The sequence below is a fragment of the Psychrobacter sp. JB193 genome (genome assembly GCF_002285555.1).
Lineage (GTDB): Bacteria > Pseudomonadota > Gammaproteobacteria > Pseudomonadales > Moraxellaceae > Psychrobacter > Psychrobacter alimentarius.
The window spans coordinates 48,072-67,673 of record NZ_NRGY01000002.1; the positions used below are offsets into that span (position 1 = coordinate 48,072).

Annotated in this window: 16 protein-coding genes and 2 tRNA genes; 9 read left to right on the top strand and 9 right to left on the bottom strand. The window is 44.7% G+C overall.

The features are described from left to right. Positions 1-73: 73 nt before the first annotated feature. Positions 74-856: an imidazole glycerol phosphate synthase subunit HisF gene (hisF, locus tag CIK80_RS07935; protein ID WP_095569598.1), complete on the bottom strand. Its 783-nt coding sequence runs from the start codon at positions 854-856 to the stop codon at positions 74-76. Between the two features lie 97 nt (positions 857-953). Here hisF and CIK80_RS07940 point away from each other — a divergent pair, with 97 nt between their 5' ends. The 4 genes from CIK80_RS07940 to CIK80_RS07955 all read left to right on the top strand — a co-directional run bounded on the left by CIK80_RS07940 (position 954) and on the right by CIK80_RS07955 (position 4,574). Continuing rightward, positions 954-1,817 (top strand): class II glutamine amidotransferase, encoded by an 864-nt coding sequence (locus CIK80_RS07940; protein ID WP_095569599.1) that lies wholly within the window; start codon positions 954-956, stop codon positions 1,815-1,817. Positions 1,818-2,057: 240 nt separating this feature from the next. Beyond that, positions 2,058-3,299, top strand: a complete 1,242-nt coding sequence (locus tag CIK80_RS07945) for a homoserine kinase (protein WP_095569600.1) — start codon at positions 2,058-2,060, stop codon at positions 3,297-3,299. 51 nt (positions 3,300-3,350) lie between these two features. Continuing rightward, positions 3,351-3,665 (top strand): hypothetical protein, encoded by a 315-nt coding sequence (locus tag CIK80_RS07950; protein WP_257011719.1) that lies wholly within the window; start codon positions 3,351-3,353, stop codon positions 3,663-3,665. Beyond that, a complete protein-coding gene (locus tag CIK80_RS07955) occupies positions 3,666-4,574 on the top strand; it encodes a class II glutamine amidotransferase (RefSeq protein ID WP_095569601.1) in 909 nt (302 codons plus the stop codon). Positions 4,575-4,582: 8 nt separating this feature from the next. Here CIK80_RS07955 and CIK80_RS07960 read toward each other — a convergent pair whose 3' ends face one another. Then, entirely contained in the window at positions 4,583-5,146 is a 564-nt protein-coding gene (locus CIK80_RS07960; protein ID WP_095569602.1) for a YchJ family protein, read from the bottom strand. 189 nt (positions 5,147-5,335) lie between these two features. Continuing rightward, a complete protein-coding gene (locus tag CIK80_RS07965; protein WP_095569603.1) occupies positions 5,336-6,061 on the bottom strand; it encodes a metal-dependent hydrolase in 726 nt (241 codons plus the stop codon). Between the two features lie 113 nt (positions 6,062-6,174). On the opposite strand from CIK80_RS07965, the gene CIK80_RS07970 reads away from it, so the two are divergent. Beyond that, positions 6,175-7,170 (top strand): DUF3025 domain-containing protein, encoded by a 996-nt coding sequence (locus CIK80_RS07970; RefSeq protein ID WP_095569604.1) that lies wholly within the window; start codon positions 6,175-6,177, stop codon positions 7,168-7,170. Positions 7,171-7,479: 309 nt separating this feature from the next. Then, on the top strand, positions 7,480-10,311 hold the full coding sequence (gene acnA / locus CIK80_RS07975) for an aconitate hydratase AcnA (protein ID WP_095569605.1): 2,832 nt from the start codon (positions 7,480-7,482) through the stop codon (positions 10,309-10,311). Between the two features lie 91 nt (positions 10,312-10,402). Here the strand turns inward: acnA and CIK80_RS07980 are convergent, their stop codons facing one another. The 6 genes from CIK80_RS07980 to gltX all read right to left on the bottom strand — a co-directional run bounded on the left by CIK80_RS07980 (position 10,403) and on the right by gltX (position 15,268). Then, positions 10,403-11,056: a LysE family translocator gene (locus CIK80_RS07980; RefSeq protein WP_095569606.1), complete on the bottom strand. Its 654-nt coding sequence runs from the start codon at positions 11,054-11,056 to the stop codon at positions 10,403-10,405. A 264-nt stretch (positions 11,057-11,320) separates the two neighbouring features. Next, complete coding sequence (locus tag CIK80_RS07985; protein WP_095569607.1) at positions 11,321-12,361, bottom strand: hypothetical protein; 1,041 nt, start codon at positions 12,359-12,361, stop codon at positions 11,321-11,323. Positions 12,362-12,794: 433 nt separating this feature from the next. After that, positions 12,795-12,870, bottom strand: a tRNA-Glu gene (locus tag CIK80_RS07990). A gap of 156 nt (positions 12,871-13,026) precedes the next feature. Beyond that, positions 13,027-13,102: transfer RNA gene (locus CIK80_RS07995), tRNA-Ala, on the bottom strand. Between the two features lie 121 nt (positions 13,103-13,223). Next, positions 13,224-13,589 carry a hypothetical protein gene (locus tag CIK80_RS08000; protein WP_095569608.1) on the bottom strand — a complete coding sequence of 122 codons (366 nt, stop codon included), beginning with the start codon at positions 13,587-13,589 and terminating at the stop codon, positions 13,224-13,226. 140 nt (positions 13,590-13,729) lie between these two features. Then, positions 13,730-15,268, bottom strand: coding sequence for a glutamate--tRNA ligase (gltX, locus tag CIK80_RS08005; protein WP_095569609.1), 1,539 nt, complete (start codon positions 15,266-15,268; stop codon positions 13,730-13,732). A 393-nt stretch (positions 15,269-15,661) separates the two neighbouring features. On the opposite strand from gltX, the gene rsmH reads away from it, so the two are divergent. The 3 genes from rsmH to CIK80_RS08020 all read left to right on the top strand — a co-directional run bounded on the left by rsmH (position 15,662) and on the right by CIK80_RS08020 (position 19,593). Then, positions 15,662-16,699 carry a 16S rRNA (cytosine(1402)-N(4))-methyltransferase RsmH gene (gene rsmH, locus CIK80_RS08010; protein WP_095570358.1) on the top strand — a complete coding sequence of 346 codons (1,038 nt, stop codon included), beginning with the start codon at positions 15,662-15,664 and terminating at the stop codon, positions 16,697-16,699. 234 nt (positions 16,700-16,933) lie between these two features. Next, positions 16,934-17,488: a cell division protein FtsL gene (locus CIK80_RS08015; RefSeq protein ID WP_095569610.1), complete on the top strand. Its 555-nt coding sequence runs from the start codon at positions 16,934-16,936 to the stop codon at positions 17,486-17,488. After that, positions 17,485-19,593: a penicillin-binding protein 2 gene (locus CIK80_RS08020; protein WP_095569611.1), complete on the top strand. Its 2,109-nt coding sequence runs from the start codon at positions 17,485-17,487 to the stop codon at positions 19,591-19,593. Before CIK80_RS08015 ends, CIK80_RS08020 begins: the two co-directional genes overlap by 4 nt. Positions 19,594-19,602 lie beyond the last annotated feature (9 nt).

Here is a 19,602-nt window from a genome sequence, read left to right on the forward strand (position 1 = left end):
GTTAAATGAACAAAAATAAGTGGTTAGTACTATGATAACATTTTTTATGATTTATTGGCATTTTACCAATGTCTTATAAGCGCATCTGTATGCCTTGCGATGCCATATACTGTTTGGCCTCTAAGACCGTATATTCACCGAAGTGGAAAATACTGGCGGCAAGCACGGCATCTACGCCGCCCTCTAAGACGCCTTCGGCCAAATGTTGTAAATTACCAACGCCGCCCGAGGCAATAACAGGGACATTGACTTGGCTGGTGATGTGTTGCATGAGCGCCAAATCATAGCCTTTTTTAGTGCCATCGCCATCCATTGAGGTGACCAACAATTCGCCCGCACCCAGCTCTGCCATTTTGCGCGCCCAAGCGACGGCATCAATGCCTGTGGGTTTGCGTCCGCCATGGGTAAAAATCTCCCAACGTGGCATGACAATACCATCAACAGTTATATCCTCGACACGCTTGGCATCAATCGCCACCACGATGCATTGATTGCCAAATTTTTGCGCCGCTTCACCAACAAATTCAGGCGTAAACACAGCGGCTGAATTGATCGCGACCTTATCCGCACCAGCATTCAACAAATTGCGAATGTCAGCGATTTTACGTACGCCGCCACCGACGGTCAGCGGAACGAATACCGTCTCAGCCATGCGCTCGACAGTGTGATAGGTGGTGTCACGCTCATCGTTGGTGGCAGTAATATCCAAAAAAGTAATCTCATCCGCGCCCTGCTCGTTATAGCGTTTGGCGACTTCAACTGGATCCCCTGCGTCTTTGATGTCGACAAATTGGACACCTTTGACCACGCGGCCATTATCCACATCAAGACAGGGAATGATACGTTTTGCTAGCATAAAACCGCCTATTAATTCGTGCAAGAATACAAAGATGAATCGTATAAAATGCTATGATACGCGTAACTATTTTACAAAACAAATGCAAAGGTTGCTTATGTGTCAACTGCTCGCTATGAACAGCAAAAATCCTGCTGATATTGGTTTCTCTTTTGCTGGTTTTCGGGCTCGTGGTGGACTGACCGATGATCATATTGACGGCTTTGGAATCGCTTATTTTGAGCCGACAGGATTGCGCCTTTACTACGACAATCGTGCGGCGATGGACTCTCCGCTTGCCGAATTGGTCAGTCAAACCCGAGTGAAGGCGGCCAATACTATTGTCCATATTCGTAAGTCAGATGATCAATTGTTATGTAATGCGCATCCCTTTACCCGCGAGATTTGGGGCGAGGCTTGGGTATTTTCTCACAACGATAAAATGACCATTAGAGATGCCTCAGATAGCGACCCCATTAATCAAGCAACAGGCAAACAAGGTAAATCTGGTCATTATATTCCAGTAGGCGATACCGATTCAGAATTTGCCTTTTGCTACTTACTCAATCAGCTCAAAGACCGTTTTGAGCATAAGCCTGATTCACAAACGCTGTATGTGTTTTTAACAGAGCAGTGCCGTTTTTTGGCGAATTACGGATTGTTTAATTGTCTGCTGTCCAATGGCGAGTGGATGCTTGCTTATGCCGATACCCTATTGTTTCATATCACTCGTCAAGCACCATTTGGTTCAGCGTCCCTCATCGACGTAGATGTAACCATGGATTTTGAAACGGTCAATGACGCCGATGATGTTATGACAATCCTTGCCACTACGCCGCTCACAGATGATGAGGAATGGCAACAGCTTGCCGTCAACGAGTGCATCATTTTTGCCGATGGTCATAAGGTTTACCAAGACTTGCCTAAATCGCCTGTTTATTTGTCGATTGAAAAGGGCTTAGAGATTGCAAAAAATGCCTAGTCTATGTGCCAGCTAACGTAATCATGGCTTATCGCCATTTTATGTAGTATCAACCAAATTATATAGGGTAGGTGGTTGCCAAAGCATCTTATTGATATTTAAAATTTGCTTATCAGCGACGTAATGGTCACTATTGCCATCTGTCGCCACGTTTATTTTATCCAAATTGAATGTATTATTTTACGCGCTATTTTTACCATTTAACTATTTCTACCATTTAACGATTACAAGTGAGATGTTATGTCTGTCTATACCCAGTTAACCGATGACCAGTTTGCCGCCTTTTGCCAAAGCTTTGGCGTGTCGTTTGCGCGTGCCATTCCTATTACGCAAGGTATCAAAAACTCTAACTGGTTTATTCAGACGACTGACGATGTAGATGGCCAGCACTCCTACGTATTTACTTTATTTGAAGAGCGTCCACCTGCTGATATCGAAAAGATGGCCGTTATTCTCAATCAGTTGAATGGTAAGTTACCTGTGGCCGCGCCATTGGCTGTTATCGAATTGGATGCTGCTAAAACGGATAACGATAAACGCTATGTCATCCATTATGAAGACAAGGCCATTACGCTTGTTCCTTGCTTGGCGGGCACGCACCCAGAGCAAACCACGCAAGCGATGTGCCATGAGATTGGAGCCGCTCTAGCGTTGCTACATGAGACATTGCAAGCACTACAACCGAGCGAGCAATATGGCGTACCTTTGTATCCATGGGCGGATGTACGCGACCGTGAACGTCAGTTTATGCCAAGTGACGAAGCCAAATTGATGAGTGACATTTGGCGCGCTTATACAGACTTACCGCTTGCAACCTTGCCAAAAGGCTTGTGTCATCTGGATATGTTTGCGGATAACACGCTTTGGCATCTACAAAAAGGGGAGTCTCGTCTGACAGGACTGTTGGACTTTACTGAGGTTAGTTCCGAGCACTACGTCATGGATATTGCCATTACTATTAATGACTTTTGTACGACGTGGGGCGATGCCGAACAAGGCGAGTCGGTGAATTTTGATCGCAGTAAAATGGCGGCGTTTTTACAAGGATACGAGTCCAAGCGACTACTTGGTGATGATGAAAAGCGTGCCTTACCAGTGATGCTAGCCAAAGCGGCGGTTATCTTTTGGTTATTGCGCCTAAACGTCATTCATTACAATCGTACTGAAGGACGCACTGGCGATAATATTATGGTCAAAAATCCAGACTTGATGAAACGCCTTGCGGCTTATCATTGGTCACATGTGGAAAAAGCGCAAAATACGGTTTTTGTTCTTGAACATGCGCTCTATAAAGACGATGACAAAAATAATGATGTTGAAGATTATAAATTAATAGGTGTATTTGCGACTGAGCAACAAGCGCAAACCGCAATGTCTCAGTTAAAAATGCAGCCTGGTTTTAAAGACTATCCCAATGGTTTTCATATTGATGCTTACCCACTTGGTCAGATTAATTGGTCACAAGGGTTTAATTTTTATTAAAGAACTTGTTTTTTAAGCAATCGTTTTCAAAGAATTTAAAAGGATTTTATCATGACCGATCAAATTGATAACTGGCACAAATTGGCGCGCTACGATACCAATATGCAAGGCGAGCTGCATGCCAACTTGCTGCGTAATAATGATATTACGGTGTCGCTACAGCCGCTTAGTGCCATGCCCGGCATGAATTCAGGCATCGTACTATGGGTTCAGGACACTGAGCTGGCAGAGGCTCAGCGTATTTTGAATAGTATTGATACAGAGGGAGAAACGACTCCCTATGAGATGTTTGATGAGTCGACAGAAACTGCTCTAAACGCGACTGTGAATCCTGCAAAAGACAATAACAACGGCGGTACTCCATAAATGTGTCAACTCTTAGGAATGAACTGTAATACGCCAACCGATATTGGGTTTAGCTTCGCAGGTTTTCGCAAGCGCGGCGGTATGACCGACAGTCATGAAGATGGCTTTGGTATTGCGTTCTTTGAGCGTAGTGACTGCACTAATAATAATGATTCGACAAATGCGTCAACGGGATTGCGATTGTTTCACGACAATCGTCCCAGCCATGAATCCCCTGTAGCCGATCTGGTTAATAACTATCCTATTAAAGCAATGAACGTTATCGCGCATATTCGTAAAGCAACTCAAGGCCAAAACTGTTTGGCAAACACGCATCCTTTTGTCCGTGAAGTGTGGGGCGAGCAGTGGGTATTTGCGCATAATGGGCAAATGAATAGCGACTTCATTAAACGCTGTCAACGTCTGCAAGACAACGGCAATGCGTCACATTGCCAACCCGTTGGTTCAACCGATTCTGAAATGGCGTTTTGTTATCTGGTCAATCGTTTAAAAAGCAGCTTTAAAACCCGTCCTGACGATCAAACGCTGTTTAATTTTTTGACCACACAATGCCGCTATCTGTCTGCCAATGGTTTGTTTAATTGCCTGATATCTAATGGCAGATGGCAAATGGCGTATGCAGGCAGCTTATTGTTTTATCTCACACGTAAAGCGCCATTTGGCGAAGCCAAACTCGCTGATGATGATATGGCGATTAACTTTGGCGATGTGACCACAGACACGGATAAAGTGACTATCTTGGTGACTGTCCCACTGACTGAAAATGAAAAATGGCAGCAATTGGCCGTCAATGAGTGCTTAATATTCCAAGATGGCGATGTGATTTATAAAGACAGCCCAAGCCAGCGCAAGTTTTTGACCATTGAGGAAGGTATTGCGATTGCACGAGCCGTTGGGGCGAGTGTTTAGGTAGGTTGTTAACCCAAATACTCCCCACAACAGCGCTTAAACTTCTCACCAGACCCACAAATACACGGCTGTTTTTGCGTGACCGTCATTGCAACCGTAGGATCTAAAAAATACCAGCGCGCATCATTAGTAGCTTTGTCTTTCACCTTTACAAAGGCAGACAGTTCATGATGCGCCTGCATGCCATCTACAGTATTAAAATACGCCTTAAACTCAACCTGTGCGTGTCTTTTACCTAGCTTTGGTGTGTGCTGCACAATCTCCAATCCTGCCCAGTTTGTCTCTTTTGCCCAATTCTCAATCGACTTGATACTCAGTAATGCTTGCTGCGTGGGTAGTGTGGTTTTGACGATATAATCTGGCTTGACCAATACAAACGCACTGTAGCGCGTGCGCATGAGACGCTCGGCAGTCTCTGCCTTTACCGCGCCTAATTCGTCCATATCTGCATTAGAAAACGCATCATGATAAGGCTGACAGCATTCTTGATACGTGAGCGGCGAGCCTATTTCTAATAACGGATTGATTTGGCAAGGGCAAGTTTGGGTAGAAGATGGTGTAAAAAGTGACATAGCGTACTCTAATGATTCGTATTTATATGGTTGATTTATTCTATAACAGCCACGATGTAACTATGGTCAAAATATCTCAAAAGCGCTACGGTACTGCTGATATCAATGTTTGCGGCCTATGTCTGCGCAGGCACAGCAAGCAAAAAAAATGATATTAGCAGTGCATGATGTTTTGATCGTCAAGCATCATCATGGTCTCTCACGCAGCATATCTTCTACGATGTCAGGCAGAATGCCCACTTTTAATTGTGTCCACGGTGCTGGATCTCGCAGCTGTTGCCAAAAAGGTTCAAAGGGCGGCGTCAGATACAGCAGCATAGCCAGTACGGTATAGATTAATAAGTACCACCACTTATCTTTATGCTGATAAAACTTCATCGCCGTACCGGATGAGCGCTTCATTTTCATGTTGGATAAATTGACGCTATACAGCTCATCTAATAACAAATGTACCAGCGCACCGCCAAATAAAAATAAACCATAAAACCAGCTGGCAGCCAGGGGAAGCTGCAGACCATAATAGCTAAGACAGGTGAGTCCCAGTCCCAGTATCGCCATATAAGGCACAGAATGGATCACGCCTCGATGCACCGTCATATTGGTAAAAACAGCAAAAACGGTATAACGCATAAAACAATAGCCAGCCAGCCACAAAACAATCAATGACAATAAACTCAGCTCACTGCGCCAATGCATAACTAGACCAAAGGCAAAAATAAAAGAAGTAATATTAAAACCAAGTTTAATCGGTGTTGAGTTGTCGGAATCCAAATCGGGCAAAAGCCCGCCGATGGTACCCAGCGCCACGCACATCAAAAATCCTGAATCGTCAACCAACCCTGCTTTATAAACCGTTAAACTCAGCGTACCACTCACCATAAATGCGGTGTTTAAATGGGTATTAAAATTTGCCATAGACACTCATCAATAAATAGCGCTCAAAAAGACCTTTCGAGCGGCTCATCTAGCTGTAAAAAAGCGCACCATGATACCATAGACCAGCCATACGTCTAATAGGGATCGCTCATATGACCGCGACTGATTTACCTTTCAAAATACCTTCTCATACCTCCTTTAGTCATTTACCTATACTTGATGAGCAATTTGCTGAGATTGATTGGCAAGCGCCATGGCTCAGCCACTTAAACCAGCTAAAGTATATTGGCGATGCGGTAAAAGGTTTAACTGAGACAAATGGACAAGACAGTCCTACCGCGCGTGATGGTCAGCCAATCGACATCATCGCTGATATATTAAATAATTCCTTGATGCTGCGCTGCGACGGCGTACAAGAGGATTTGCCGACCACCAAACCAACTCAAAACGCACAAGTGCAAACGCTCACATTCGTCTCACAAAATGCGTTACCTGAAGGCGAGGCTTATGAGCATTTTATCGCGAAGACAGGCAATATACCCACGCGTGATAATTTGCATGACTTGTTTAATGGCAGTATTTGGCTCACGTTTCCGAAGACCAAAGCGCTGCTAAATCACTACCACATGCTAGAAATTGCCGCGCAGGGTATTGGGCATAGTCGAGGACGGGTACGCGATACTATTACTGTCTTTGATGAAAATGGCGCAGTGCTGGTCACGTCTGATAGACGCATTGGTAAAGGATTAAAAGCGTTTGATTGGCAAGCAAGTTTGGTTGCGTCGCGTGCGCAGTGGGACAATCCAACACAAGTGAATCGCCATGCGCAAGCGGCTGTCTATGTTTTTGGTCATGCGCTGCTGGAGCAGTTGGTACAACCCCGCAAGCCCTTATGTGCGCATAGTCTCGTTATTTATGTGACACAGGGTTTCTTTGCATTGCCATTGTCTGAACGCATGAATTATTTAGACCGTACACTGGCTCAGCAGATGGATGAGTTACTATCGCATAATGAGGTTACGCCGCGTCATTTATCTCCATTACCGATCTTGGGTGTGCCGTATTTTTGCTCTGAAAACGAGCACGCTCACTTTTACGATGACGCTTATGTCTTTCGCAGTGGACGTCGCCAAAAAAGTAAAAGGTAAAGCCTCTAAATACTTATCAAAAAAGTGTTAAACCATTGTACCGTTTACGATTGTGCCACGATTTGACAACGTCTAAGCGTTCACAAAGTATGGGATGTTTGTTATGGTAAATAGAGGTATCGTTAAGCACTAATAAGTACGTTTGTGGTATTACTGCAAACGCCTATCTCTATTTTAAGTAATGCTCTGTCAATTACTAAAAGTCATTTTTAGTAAGCAACAAAGTCTTTAGCTATATAGCCACCAATCATCCGCATAAATGCCTCACGGTTTATGTGCAGAATCCATAACAACGATAAGGAAGCTACCATGAGTGATATTTTTAATGTAAAAGATACGATCTCGGTCGATGGCAAGGAACATGCCTATTACAGTTTGCCAAAGCTGACCAAAAACTTTGAAAACATCAGCAAACTGCCGTTTTGCATGAAAATCGTCTTAGAGAATTTATTGCGCAATGAAGATGGTGGTCAATCTGTCGGTGAAAACCATATCGAAGCGGTTGCAAATTGGGATGCAGGTGCCGAAGCGTCAAAAGAGATCGCCTTTATGCCAGCCCGCGTCGTATTGCAGGATTTTACGGGTGTGCCATCGGTCGTCGATCTGGCAGCCATGCGTGATGCGGTGGTCGAGCTGGGCGGTAAAGCCGAGCAAATCAATCCGTTTATTCCAAGTGAACTGGTCGTTGACCATTCTGTACAAGTAGATGCTTATGGCCGCGAAGATGCGCTAGATTTAAACGAAAAAATCGAATTTAAGCGTAATAATGAGCGCTATGAGTTTTTGCATTGGGGTCGTAATGCCTTTGAAAACTTCGTTGTCGTACCGCCAGCGACAGGTATTGTCCATCAGGTCAACCTTGAGTATTTGGCACGTGTCGTAATGGCAGCAGACGTAGACGGTGAGCTGACAGCGTATCCTGATACGGTATTTGGTACGGATAGCCATACAACGATGATTAATGGTATCGGTGTGCTTGGTTGGGGCGTGGGCGGTATTGAAGCGGAAGCGGCGATGCTTGGTCAACCCTCCTCAATGCTCATTCCACAAGTAGTCGGTTTTGAATTGACAGGTAAGCTGACCGAAGGGGTCACAGCAACAGATTTGGTATTGCGTGTGGTTGAGATGCTGCGTGCCCATGGTGTGGTTGGTAAATTTGTTGAGTTTTATGGTGAAGGTCTACACAGTATGCCGCTTGCCGATCGTGCTACTATTGCTAATATGTCGCCAGAATACGGCGCCACTTGTGGTATTTTTCCGATTGACCAAATGGCCATCGATTATTTGCGCCTGTCTGGACGTGAGGAATCTCAAATTGAGCTGGTCGAAAAATATGCCAAAGCGCAAGGCTTGTGGCATGATGCGGATACGCCAGCAGCGACGTATTCAAGCAAGCTAGAGCTGGACTTATCGTCTGTCCAGCCAGCACTGGCAGGTCCTAACTTACCGCAACAACGTATCAACCTGTCTGATATGCACGAAAAATTTGGCGAAACGTTAGCAAAAATGACCAAAGACCGCAAATCAGAAGTCGAAGGTAAAGTGCGTTTCGACCAAGAAGGCGGTGAGCAAGAGCAAGCCGAAACTTTGGCAGCGAAGCCAAAAATGGATAATAGCCAAGATGAAGGTTATCAGCCTGCAAAAGGGGTGTTTTCTACCGTCAGTATCAACGACAAAGACCATAAGCTACGTGATGGCTCAGTGGTGATTGCCGCGATTACCTCTTGTACCAACACCTCTAACCCAGCAGTTATGATTGGCGCTGGCTTGGTGGCAAAAAAAGCGGCGGCAAAAGGACTCAAAGCCAAACCTTGGGTCAAAACCTCATTAGCGCCTGGCTCTAAAGTGGTGACTGATTACTTAGAAAAGACTAAGTTGATGGATGAGCTGGAAAAAACAGGCTTCTACTTAGTTGGTTATGGTTGTACGACTTGTATCGGTAACTCAGGGCCGTTGCTTGAAAGTATCGAGCAGGGTATTGAGGAAAACGACTTGGTTGCTGCTGCCGTACTGTCTGGAAATCGCAATTTCGAAGGCCGTATTCATTCACATGTCAAAGCCAGCTATCTGGCGTCACCACCGCTAGTGGTTGCTTATGCGCTGGCAGGTACGGTCGATATCGATATGACAACGCACCCAATCGGTCAAGATCAAGAGGGCAATGATGTCTATCTAAAAGACATCTGGCCAACGTCAGAAGAGATTAACGAGCTGATAGCCAATAATATTGATGCCGATATGTTCCGCAAAAACTATGGCGAAGTATTTGAAGGCAGCAAAGCGTGGAACGCCATCAGCTCAGCTGACAGCCAGCTGTACCCGTGGAGCGAAGAATCTACTTATATTAAAAACCCACCGTTCTTTGACGGCATGACTATGAAGCCAGAAGGTATTCCAGATATCGAAGGTGCACGCATCTTAGGTCTGTTTGGTGATTCGATCACCACCGATCATATCTCACCTGCTGGTAATATTGATCCTGACTCTCCAGCAGGTAAGTACTTGAAAGAGCGAGGTGTGATGCAAGCTGATTTTAATAGCTATGGCTCACGTCGTGGTAATGATGCGGTCATGACACGTGGTACCTTTGCCAATATTCGTATCAAAAACACCATGATGAATGGTAAAGAGGGCGGTTATACCTATTATTTCAAAGGTGACAGTGCCACGTTGCAAGATGGTAAAGAGATGGCCATCTATGATGCAGCAATGAAGTACAAGGAAGATAAGTGTCCGCTAGTAGTATTGGGCGGGGCTGAGTACGGTTCTGGCTCTAGCCGTGATTGGGCGGCTAAAGGTACGATCTTGCTTGGCGTAAAAGCCGTATTGACCAGCTCGTTTGAGCGTATTCACCGCTCTAACCTCGTCGGTATGGGGGTATTACCATTGACCTTTAAAGAGAGCGAAAATGCTGAGACTTACAAGCTCGATGGCTCAGAGGTGCTCAGCATCACAGGCCTCGACAATGGTGAGAGCAAGACCGCAAGCGTCACCGCTACCCGTGCTGATGGTTCGACCGAAACGTTTGACGTCAACGTCATGCTACAGACGCCAAAAGAGCGCGAGTACGTACGTCATGGCGGCGTATTGCACTATGTGCTACGTCAACTAGCGGCCGAGAGTAAAGAAGCAGTGCAATAGTTCATCAAACTTCATATAGATAAAAGGCCTCGATCATCATGATTGAGGCCTTTTTTATAACGCACGCTTTTGTCTCTGATTACTTCAGTACTCAAGCCTTCTCAGTCAATAACTTAATTCCTAAGCCAAAAAAGACAAGTCCGCTTACTTTATTTAATATGGCTTCAATAGAAGGTTTTTCTCGTAATTTTTTGCTGAACCGAGCTGCCAATAATGCCAAACATGAGCACCATATAAAACCCGTGGTCGCAAAGGTCAGTCCCAATATTAAAAATGACAGCATGCCATAAGCGTAATTAGGATCAATAAACTGAGGAAAAAAAGCGATAAAAAATAAGGCAACCTTCGGATTAAAGACGTTGGTCAAGACCCCTTGTTTATAAATTTGCCAACCCTCTATCTTGCTCTGCCTAATGACATCTTTGTCTTGAGGCAGACTGCTTGCTATCGAGGAGGATTGTTTGCTAGTAAGCATTTTGAATCCTAAATAGCATAAGTAACCTGCACCAAGATATTTGACAATCATAAAGACAGTGGGAGAGCTGGCCAATAAAACGGACAATCCTAACGACGCCAACAAAGTATGGATCAAACTGCCCGTGGTGATGCCCAAAACAGAATAAAGCCCCGCACTTTGTCCTTGAGAGACACTACGAGTAATGATGTACATACTATCTGTGCCAGGAGTAAGGTTGAGTAAAATAGCCGCGAGGATAAACCCTAGATAGTTTTCAATACCGAACATAGCCAACCACATCCTTAATAGCGCCAATCGTCATCATTGTTTAAGACCTGAGAATACGAGTCATAAAATCTCCAATTGTATCGATAGTAACGAGTATTAAATGAGTTGGCAATAAGGTTTATAATCATGGATTACTGAAAGTAGAAATAAAATATATGCTAAAAATAATAACCATAAAAAAGCCCAATCACCAATGATGATTGGGCTTTGCTTTATTTTCAGTGAATACGCTATCAGTGTCGCTTTGATTTTTTACCAAATATCTTAGCGAACGTTGTCATTTAGCGTAACCATAGGCTTGGCTAAGCGATATTTTGAAGCGGCACTTCTTGCGCCCATAGTGGCAGCAATGAAGGTCAACAACGTGCTGATTAACCAAAATAGACCACTATATAATGCTGCTTTACGGGCAACATCTTCAGCTTGCTGTAGTCTTTGCTCAGCTGCTTGTCTTGCTTCTGCAATCGTCTGCTCAGTTTTCATTTTGTATTCGTTAAATGACTGTTGGACTTCCGTACGAACCTGAATCGCTTCTGCTTCACTCAAACCTTCTTGTTGCAAACGAGCGATAAATTCAGGACCTTCTAAAGTCTGTTCAATAGATTCCATGCGTTGTTTTGCATAGTCATCAATGTTGCGCCATGTATCTAGATCAGTGAAGTCCATTTCAGCAACTTCATTTTTAGTACCATTTACGAGATCTTCGACCACACGACTGGTCGCTGCAACCTGCTGTTGATCTAAATTTTGCGTGTTTTTTGCAACCATAGCTTGGATATCTTGTTCGCTGATATCACCTGATACGCGCTGGTAAATCTCTTGTGCTTTTTGTTGTACGCCTTCATTTTGTGACGCTTGACCAGCGGCTGCTGTGCCAGCGGCAGCAGCGCCACCAGCTGTTTTAGCGACTGTACTCACGGTACCACCTACGACATTACCTGCTGATGCCAAAATACCAGTGGCACTACTGAGTGTGAAAAAAGTGGTCAATAAGACGATTAAAGCCGCCGTCAACATACCCGTTAGCGTAGCATCTTTTGGATCAATGTCTGTACCATCGCCAAATAGAGCTTCAGGCGCTGAAAACTTGATCGCAAAATAACCTGCCACAAACGCACTGACCAATGCGGTAATAGCTGCATAAATACCACCAGCAATACTAGTACCTTTTAAATCAAACGGTAAAAATGAGCTGAGTACCAAAGCGAGAGCAATCATCGCCATGACGACAATCATTCCCATGACAAGACCGGCGATGACACCGCGCCACGATGGACGACGTTGAGGGGTATAAGTAGATAACATAACCATTCCTTTTAAAAATCACTAATTATTCGTTATTTGTTTAGATTTTTTACTATATAGACAACAAAATTTTTTATAAATTCGGTTTTGCCAAATATTATCCATAGTGAATATAGGGCAATCATAAGGAAAAATTAATGAGATTAATAATGCTATTGAGTAGGAAAACACAAGTATTTTGTAGTGGATTGTTAAACTAGGTGAAAAAATCGACGGTATGTAAGAACGTGTAAATTACCTAAATAAGGTATTTAAACGACTATTGACAACTATGGACAGTCGTCTAGGAAATTAAAGAGAGTTAAAATGGGACTGTACAAATTTAAGCCATAAAAAAAGCCCAGTCACAAAATATGTGACTGGGCTTTTTTAGTGTTCGCTTACTAGTCTTATCTGATGCAGAGCAAAAGTGCTAACAAGTGACGCCGAATAGTGGCGTCCCCAGGGGGATTCGAACCCCCGTTACCGCCGTGAAAGGGCGGTGTCCTAGGCCTCTAGACGATGGGGACGCATAGAGTGTCATAACCAATGGTTATAACGGTACTTCACAATATCAGATAGCTTATCTATTAATAGAGCAAGCCTTGCCTAGGTGCTGATACTGTTCTACTAGCGAGTATTTATGATGACGCTTCAGTAATACTGAGCGTTGCTATAAATAAGTATGGTGGAGCTAAACGGAGTCGAACCGTTGACCCCTTGCATGCCATGCAAGTGCTCTACCAACTGAGCTATAGCCCCTCGCTAAGAGTGAGCACATTTTAGGGAAGTAAGGGGGGTCTGTCAACACTTATTTTAAAAAAAGTCATAAATATGCAAAAAAAAGTTTTTTAGCCTATTTCAACTGCTCGATAAGCTGAAATTAGCGTGGATTTTGCTTGAGAGCGATCTCTTTAATGGCTTTATCGGTGTAAAACTCTTCTTCGCTGCCATCAGAAAAAATAATGGCACCGCATTCAGTTGGCATATATTGACCACCCTTTTCTCGGATTGTTCTTATACCTTTGAAGCCAATGATGTCATATTCGCCTAATTTATCTAGATTATGCTTGGTGTAGCCGCAGTAAGTGCTGTATATCCATTTTAAGTCTTCAAAATCCTGACCCTCTGTCAGAGTAAGTTTTGCATCATAAAGCTCCTTTACGATGGCATCATAGTATTTCTGCGCTTCTTTGAGCGTATTAAATACATAATCTTTACTTTCTATCGTGACGGTTTTGGCTGCCATATTTGTTTCCAGTTAAAAGGTTTGATAAAAGATGTTTAATAATATGAGGGTAATAGTTACTAACAACGAAAAAAGGGTCAGAGATGGCCTGACCCTTTTAAATACGACAAGTTTAGCTAATTGATTATTTAGCAGATCAATTATTCAGCAGCTGCCAAAAAGTCTGGCAACTCTGCTGCTTGCTTCTCTAATTTTTTCAGTTTCTTTTTGCCAAGACCGCCCAGTATATCAACAGCATGACGCAAGCGAGTCAGGGTCATATCAGCACCAATTATCGCCATAGAGTTCATGACGGGCGTTGATGACGTGTTACCAGCAATCGCGATAAAGAACGGCGCCATAAAGTCACGCATCTTAATATCAAGATGGGCGGCTAGACCTTTTAAAGTGGCATAGATATTTTCTTCTGACCACGTTGGTAAGGTTTCAAGTTGCCAAAGTGCTAATTGTAGCGTCTCGACGATTTGCTCAGGCGTCAGCGTTTTATGCGCAAAGCTCTCAGCAGTGATCTCAGGTAAGTTTTGGAAATAAAAGCCACCCCAGTTGACGGCATCAGACAGTAGCTCAATACGTGGTTGAATCGCGGCGGCGATAGCGGTCAATTTATCGCTGTCATTGGCCCAAGCAAGAATTTTATTTTTGAGCTCTTCAGGGGTGAGGGCGCGTAGCCACTCGCTATTTACCCAGTTGAGTTTTTCGATATCGAAGATAGGGCCGCCAAGCGATACACGCTGAATATCGAAGCTCGCAATCATCTCATCTAAGGTGAATTTCTCAGCTTCATCAGGCATCGAGTAGCCCATACGACCAAGGTAGTTGAGCAATGCCTCAGGCAATACGCCTGCATCACGATAGTAAGTGATGGAGGTTGGATTTTTACGCTTAGACAGTTTTGATTTGTCAGGGTTGCGCAGGAGTGGCATGTGGCAAAGCGTTGGCATCTCCCAGCCAAAATACTCATAAAGCAGTTGATGCTTGGGGGCAGAGTTGAGCCATTCTTCGCCGCGCATCACATGAGTGATTTCCATCAAATGATCATCGACGACATTAGCCAAGTGATACGTTGGCATACCATCGGTTTTTAGCAGCACTTGCATATCCACTTGTGTCCAAGGAATCTCAACCGTACCGCGAAGCATGTCTTGTACCTGACAAGTGCCTTCGGTTGGCACACGCATACGAATGACGTGTGGTTTGCCCTCATTGACCAACTGTGCGGTTTTCTCTGGGGCAAGGTGGGCACAGCGACCATCATAGCGCGGCGTCTCGCCATTAGCCATTTGCTCAGCGCGCATAGCGTCTAGCTCTTCACTGGTACAAAAACAGCGGAATGCATGATCCTTTTCTATTAGAATCTCAGCGTGCTTTTTATAAATATCACTGCGCTCGCTTTGGCGATAAGGGGCATGTGGGCCACCGATATCTGGGCCTTCGCTCCAATCCAGACCGACCCAATGTAGGGCATCTAAAATCATTTGTTCAGACTGTTCAGTCGAGCGAGTTTGGTCAGTGTCTTCGATACGCAAAATAAACTCACCGCCATGCGCTTTGGCAAAGGCTAAGTTGAAAAGAGCGATGTAAGCTGTCCCTACATGCGGAAAACCAGTAGGCGATGGGGCAATACGAGTACGGACAGGACGCTTGCTGTTAGTAGTAGATGGTGTCGAGGTTTGCATCATAAAAATCTCAGAATATGGTGATTAAAGAAAAGTGACAAATAAAACGATGAATAAGGAAGATGACTAAAAAATACAGGCGAAAGAATAGAAGTCAACGTGAAAAAATAGCGTAAAATATGCCGTTAGTATAACAGACAGATGGGATATTTTTAACGAAAAGCCCGTCTAGCGCTTGACTACCTGCGTATCCTTGCGATAATAATGCTCAGTAAGTCATAACTTGTTTATTTTCATCTGATTTTTTACTATTACTGGCCAATATGGTCATCATCTACTGAGTTGTTTGTGTCCCTATCAAAGTCTAAATCAAATACCAACGCCAATCCTTCCTTAGTCACTGATCATTCTGAGTCAGAGGCCAGTCCGTCTGCTGTCGAAAAACAGACGGATCACATGCTGATTCAAGCGTCGATTCAAGACCCAGCCACATCTGACGAGGTGGATTTTGTCCACGATGCTGTGCTACTGCCAGAAACCGTCGCAGCGGTATTGGGTGTCAAATCCTTACCGACGCAAAAAGATGAGTCAAAACCCCAAAAAAGCTTACAAGTAAGCGGCGTCTATGTGGATGCAACGTTTGGGCGAGGTGGTCACAGTCGCTTACTACTCAGCCAGCTTGCAGATGATGCACGGTTGATTGTTTTTGATAAAGACCCGACCGCCATCAGCGTTGCCAACGCGCTGGCAAGCGAAGATAAGCGCGTACACGTGGTGCATGACAGCTTTGCGACATTGACGACCAGTTTGGCAGCTCTCGGTATCACACAAGTCGATGGATTGATGGCGGATTTGGGTATTTCCTCTCCGCAAATCGATGACGGTAGCCGAGGTTTTAGTTTTATGCGGGATGGCGCGGTTGACATGCGTATGGACACCAGCCGCGGTCAATCCGTTGCTGAGTGGCTTGAGTATGTCGATGAAGAAACCTTAGCCAATGTGTTGTATGAATTCGGCGAAGAGCGTCATAGTCGCCGTATCGCTCGTGCCATCAAACAGATGGAGAGCTATGACTCAACGCTTGCACTCGCAGAAGTGATCAAGGTGGCGCATCCTAATTGGCAGCGCGGCAAACATCCGGCCACGCAGAGTTTTCAGGCCATGCGTATTTTTATCAATAATGAGCTTGGCGATGTTGACGACTTTTTAGCACAAAGCATACCGCTTTTAAAAGCAGGCGGACAGCTGGCAGTGATTAGCTTTCATTCATTAGAAGATCGCCGTATCAAGCAGTTTTTGCAGCGTCATAGCAAAGGTCAGTATCCAGAAGATGAGAATTTGCCAATGCCGCCTAAACGGCCGCGTTATTTTAGTAAACCCAAACGCGTGGGCCCGAGCAAGGCTGAAACCAGTCGAAATTCGCGCGCTCGAAGTGCTTGGTTACGAATGGCAACTCGTACAGACAGTGATTATGTCATCGACGATGCACCATAAACCGTCAATAAATTAACTGACGTAATGGACAGTTGGTTTTTTATGAGTGGTATATGCCTAAATGTTTCAATGATTACGCTGCTGTTAAAAAGCTGTAAACATTATCTGCTAGGCTCGGCGTTTACTTTTGCATTTGGCTGTATATGTATTGATGGTGCGGATAACTGACAAGGGTTCTTGACTCGCAACTGGTTATCGCTTTTTATATTTTAAGTTCACTTTTTTGAGATCGTCATGGCAATATCTGACAAAACCACAAACCGTCGCGCCGCAATACCTCCTAATGCCGATATTGGCGAATTATTTGTGCGCCGATTCAATATGGTCAGTATTTATGTCGCCATATTATTGCTGCTAGCGGCGGCTATTATTTGGAGTGGAATTAAAACTGCCGAAGGCATTCAGCAATACCATCAGGATTACAAAGCCTTGCAAGATATGAAAAAACAAGAGCGAAAACTGCAAATCGAACACCAGCGCCTATTGATTGAACAGCAAACGTTTAGTGCAACTCCGCAAATTGCCAGTCGTGCCGTCGCTGAGTTGGGTATGTTCTCTCCTATGCTCGAAGATAAGTTGATTATCCAGCCAGGCGTGGCAGGCGTAGTAGCACCAGCCGAGACGACAGAATCTACCGAGGTGGCGACTAATGATTCAGATATCGTTGGCGAAGGACGAGTAAGCAATGTACCACCTGCTGTACCTGCGGAGACGGGGTCTGCCGAGACAAATGATGTAACATCTGAGGTTGCTCCAAGCGATGCCGACCTAACGGAGGCAGGACAATGAGCGACAAAAAACCCAATACCAATAATAGTAAAGCTGCCTCAAAAAACACCAGTAAAAAAGCTGCCAGTGGTAAAGTTATTAAACCTTTGCGCCGTACCAATGCTGCTAAATCTGGTCAAGCAGGCGGTAAGTCCGGTCCTAAAGCCACCAATAGCCGTAAAGAAAGATTATTTGGTCGTCTCAAAAAAGATGATGAACAGGGCGCCTATACCAGTGTCAAAAACCAAAAAAGTAAAAGAGGGTTTTTGGGTAAAGCGTCTGGTGCCTCTTCTCGTGGCGGCTTTGAGCAGGATAAAAACCGCTTTCGCATGATTTGGGTCATCTCTTTGGTGATTTTGGGTTTGCTCATCGCCCGTGCTTACTATTTACAAGTTGCCAATGCTCAGTTTTATCAAGACAAAGGCAATGAGCTGATCACTAGTGTGCGTACGCAAAAATCCTATCGCGGTATGATTACCGATCGCAATGATTTACCATTGGCCATTAGTGCGCCTCTTGCGACCGTGACATTTAGTCCGCACGATTACGCACGCGAATACTATGAGCTCAAACGCATTATCCTGACCAATCCTGATAGTCCAAAACTGGTCGCGCGTATGCAAAAACGATTAGACAATATGGATTTAACCAAATTGGCAGCGGCGGCTAATATTTCGGTCGAAGAGCTAAAAAAAGTCACTGCCATCGATACCAGTGTCGATGTGACAGATGAAGAGGCGGTCAAAGCTGCCTTACCAAAGGGTGCTGGCTCTCATTATCTGCCCCTTTTGAACAAGGTGACGCCAGAGATTGCTCAAAGCGTCAGCTCGCTTGATTTCCCTGGTGTCTATGAGAAAAACTTCTTCCAGCGTTATTACCCACAGCCGCAACCAAACTCTCAGCTTTTGGGTTTTATGGGGCAAAACTCTACCGATCCTGAAGGTGGTTACGAAGGACGCGCAGGGATAGAACATCAATACGAAACAGATCTGTCAGGCTCAGACGGTAAAGTCTTGGTACTCAAAGATGCCAAACAAAACAGCCTAAAAGAGCTGAAGCAGATTGAACCTGAAATTGCTGGCAAAGATGTGGCATTGACCATTGATTCACGCTTGCAGTATTTGCTTTATAAAGAGTTAGAAAAGGCAGGACGTGTCCAAAAAGCGCGTTGGTCTACGGGTATGATCGTCGATGTACAAACGGGTGAGGTACTGGCTTTATCTACATGGCCATCATTTAACTCTAATAATTTGAATGAGATGACGGGTGAAAATCAGCGTAACCGTGCACTCCTCGATGTTTTTGAGCCAGGTTCGGTGATGAAGCCGTTTACCGTTGCGACAGCCTTAGATTCAGGTAAGTATACGACGACCTCTTTGATTGACACCAATCCAGGCTCTATTCGTGTTCGTGGTTACACCATTCGCGATCATAACAATTTGGGTCGTATTAACTTGGCAACCTTGTTACAGAAATCCAGTAACGTGGCGTCAACCAAAATTGCTCTATCGCTACCACCCGAAGCCATCACCAATATGCAAAGACAGTTTGGTTTTGGCAAAAAAACACCGCTACAGTTTCCAGGTGAAGGTAGTGGGCTTATTGTCACACCAAAAGAGAAAGAGACGTCAAGACGGGCGACAGTCAGTTATGGATATGGCCTACAAGTGACGCTGGCACAAGTAGCACAGGCTTACTCAGCACTGGCTGCAGGCGGCGTTATGCATCCATTGACCCTCATAAAAGATGACAAGACCAAGCCGAGCAAACGTATTATGGCCCATGAGCAGGCGATGTCTATTGTACAGATGATGGAGAGTGTCACCGAAACAGGTGGTACGGCCAAAGCCGCCGCTATTGATGGCTATCGGGTGGCGGGTAAAACAGGCACATCGCGCCGTATCAACCCAGAGGGTGGCTATTATTCGGATCAATATCGTAACGTCTTTGCCGGTATGGTGCCTGCATCAAATCCAAGATTGGTGGGTGTGATGTTGATTGAAGACCCACGTGGTCAAATGTACGCAGGTCTAACTGTCGCACCCGTTTTTCATAATGTGATGAAAGAAGCACTACGTTTATATAATGTGCCGTTGGACAAACCGTTAGAAACGAAAGCCAAGTAGGTATTGGTA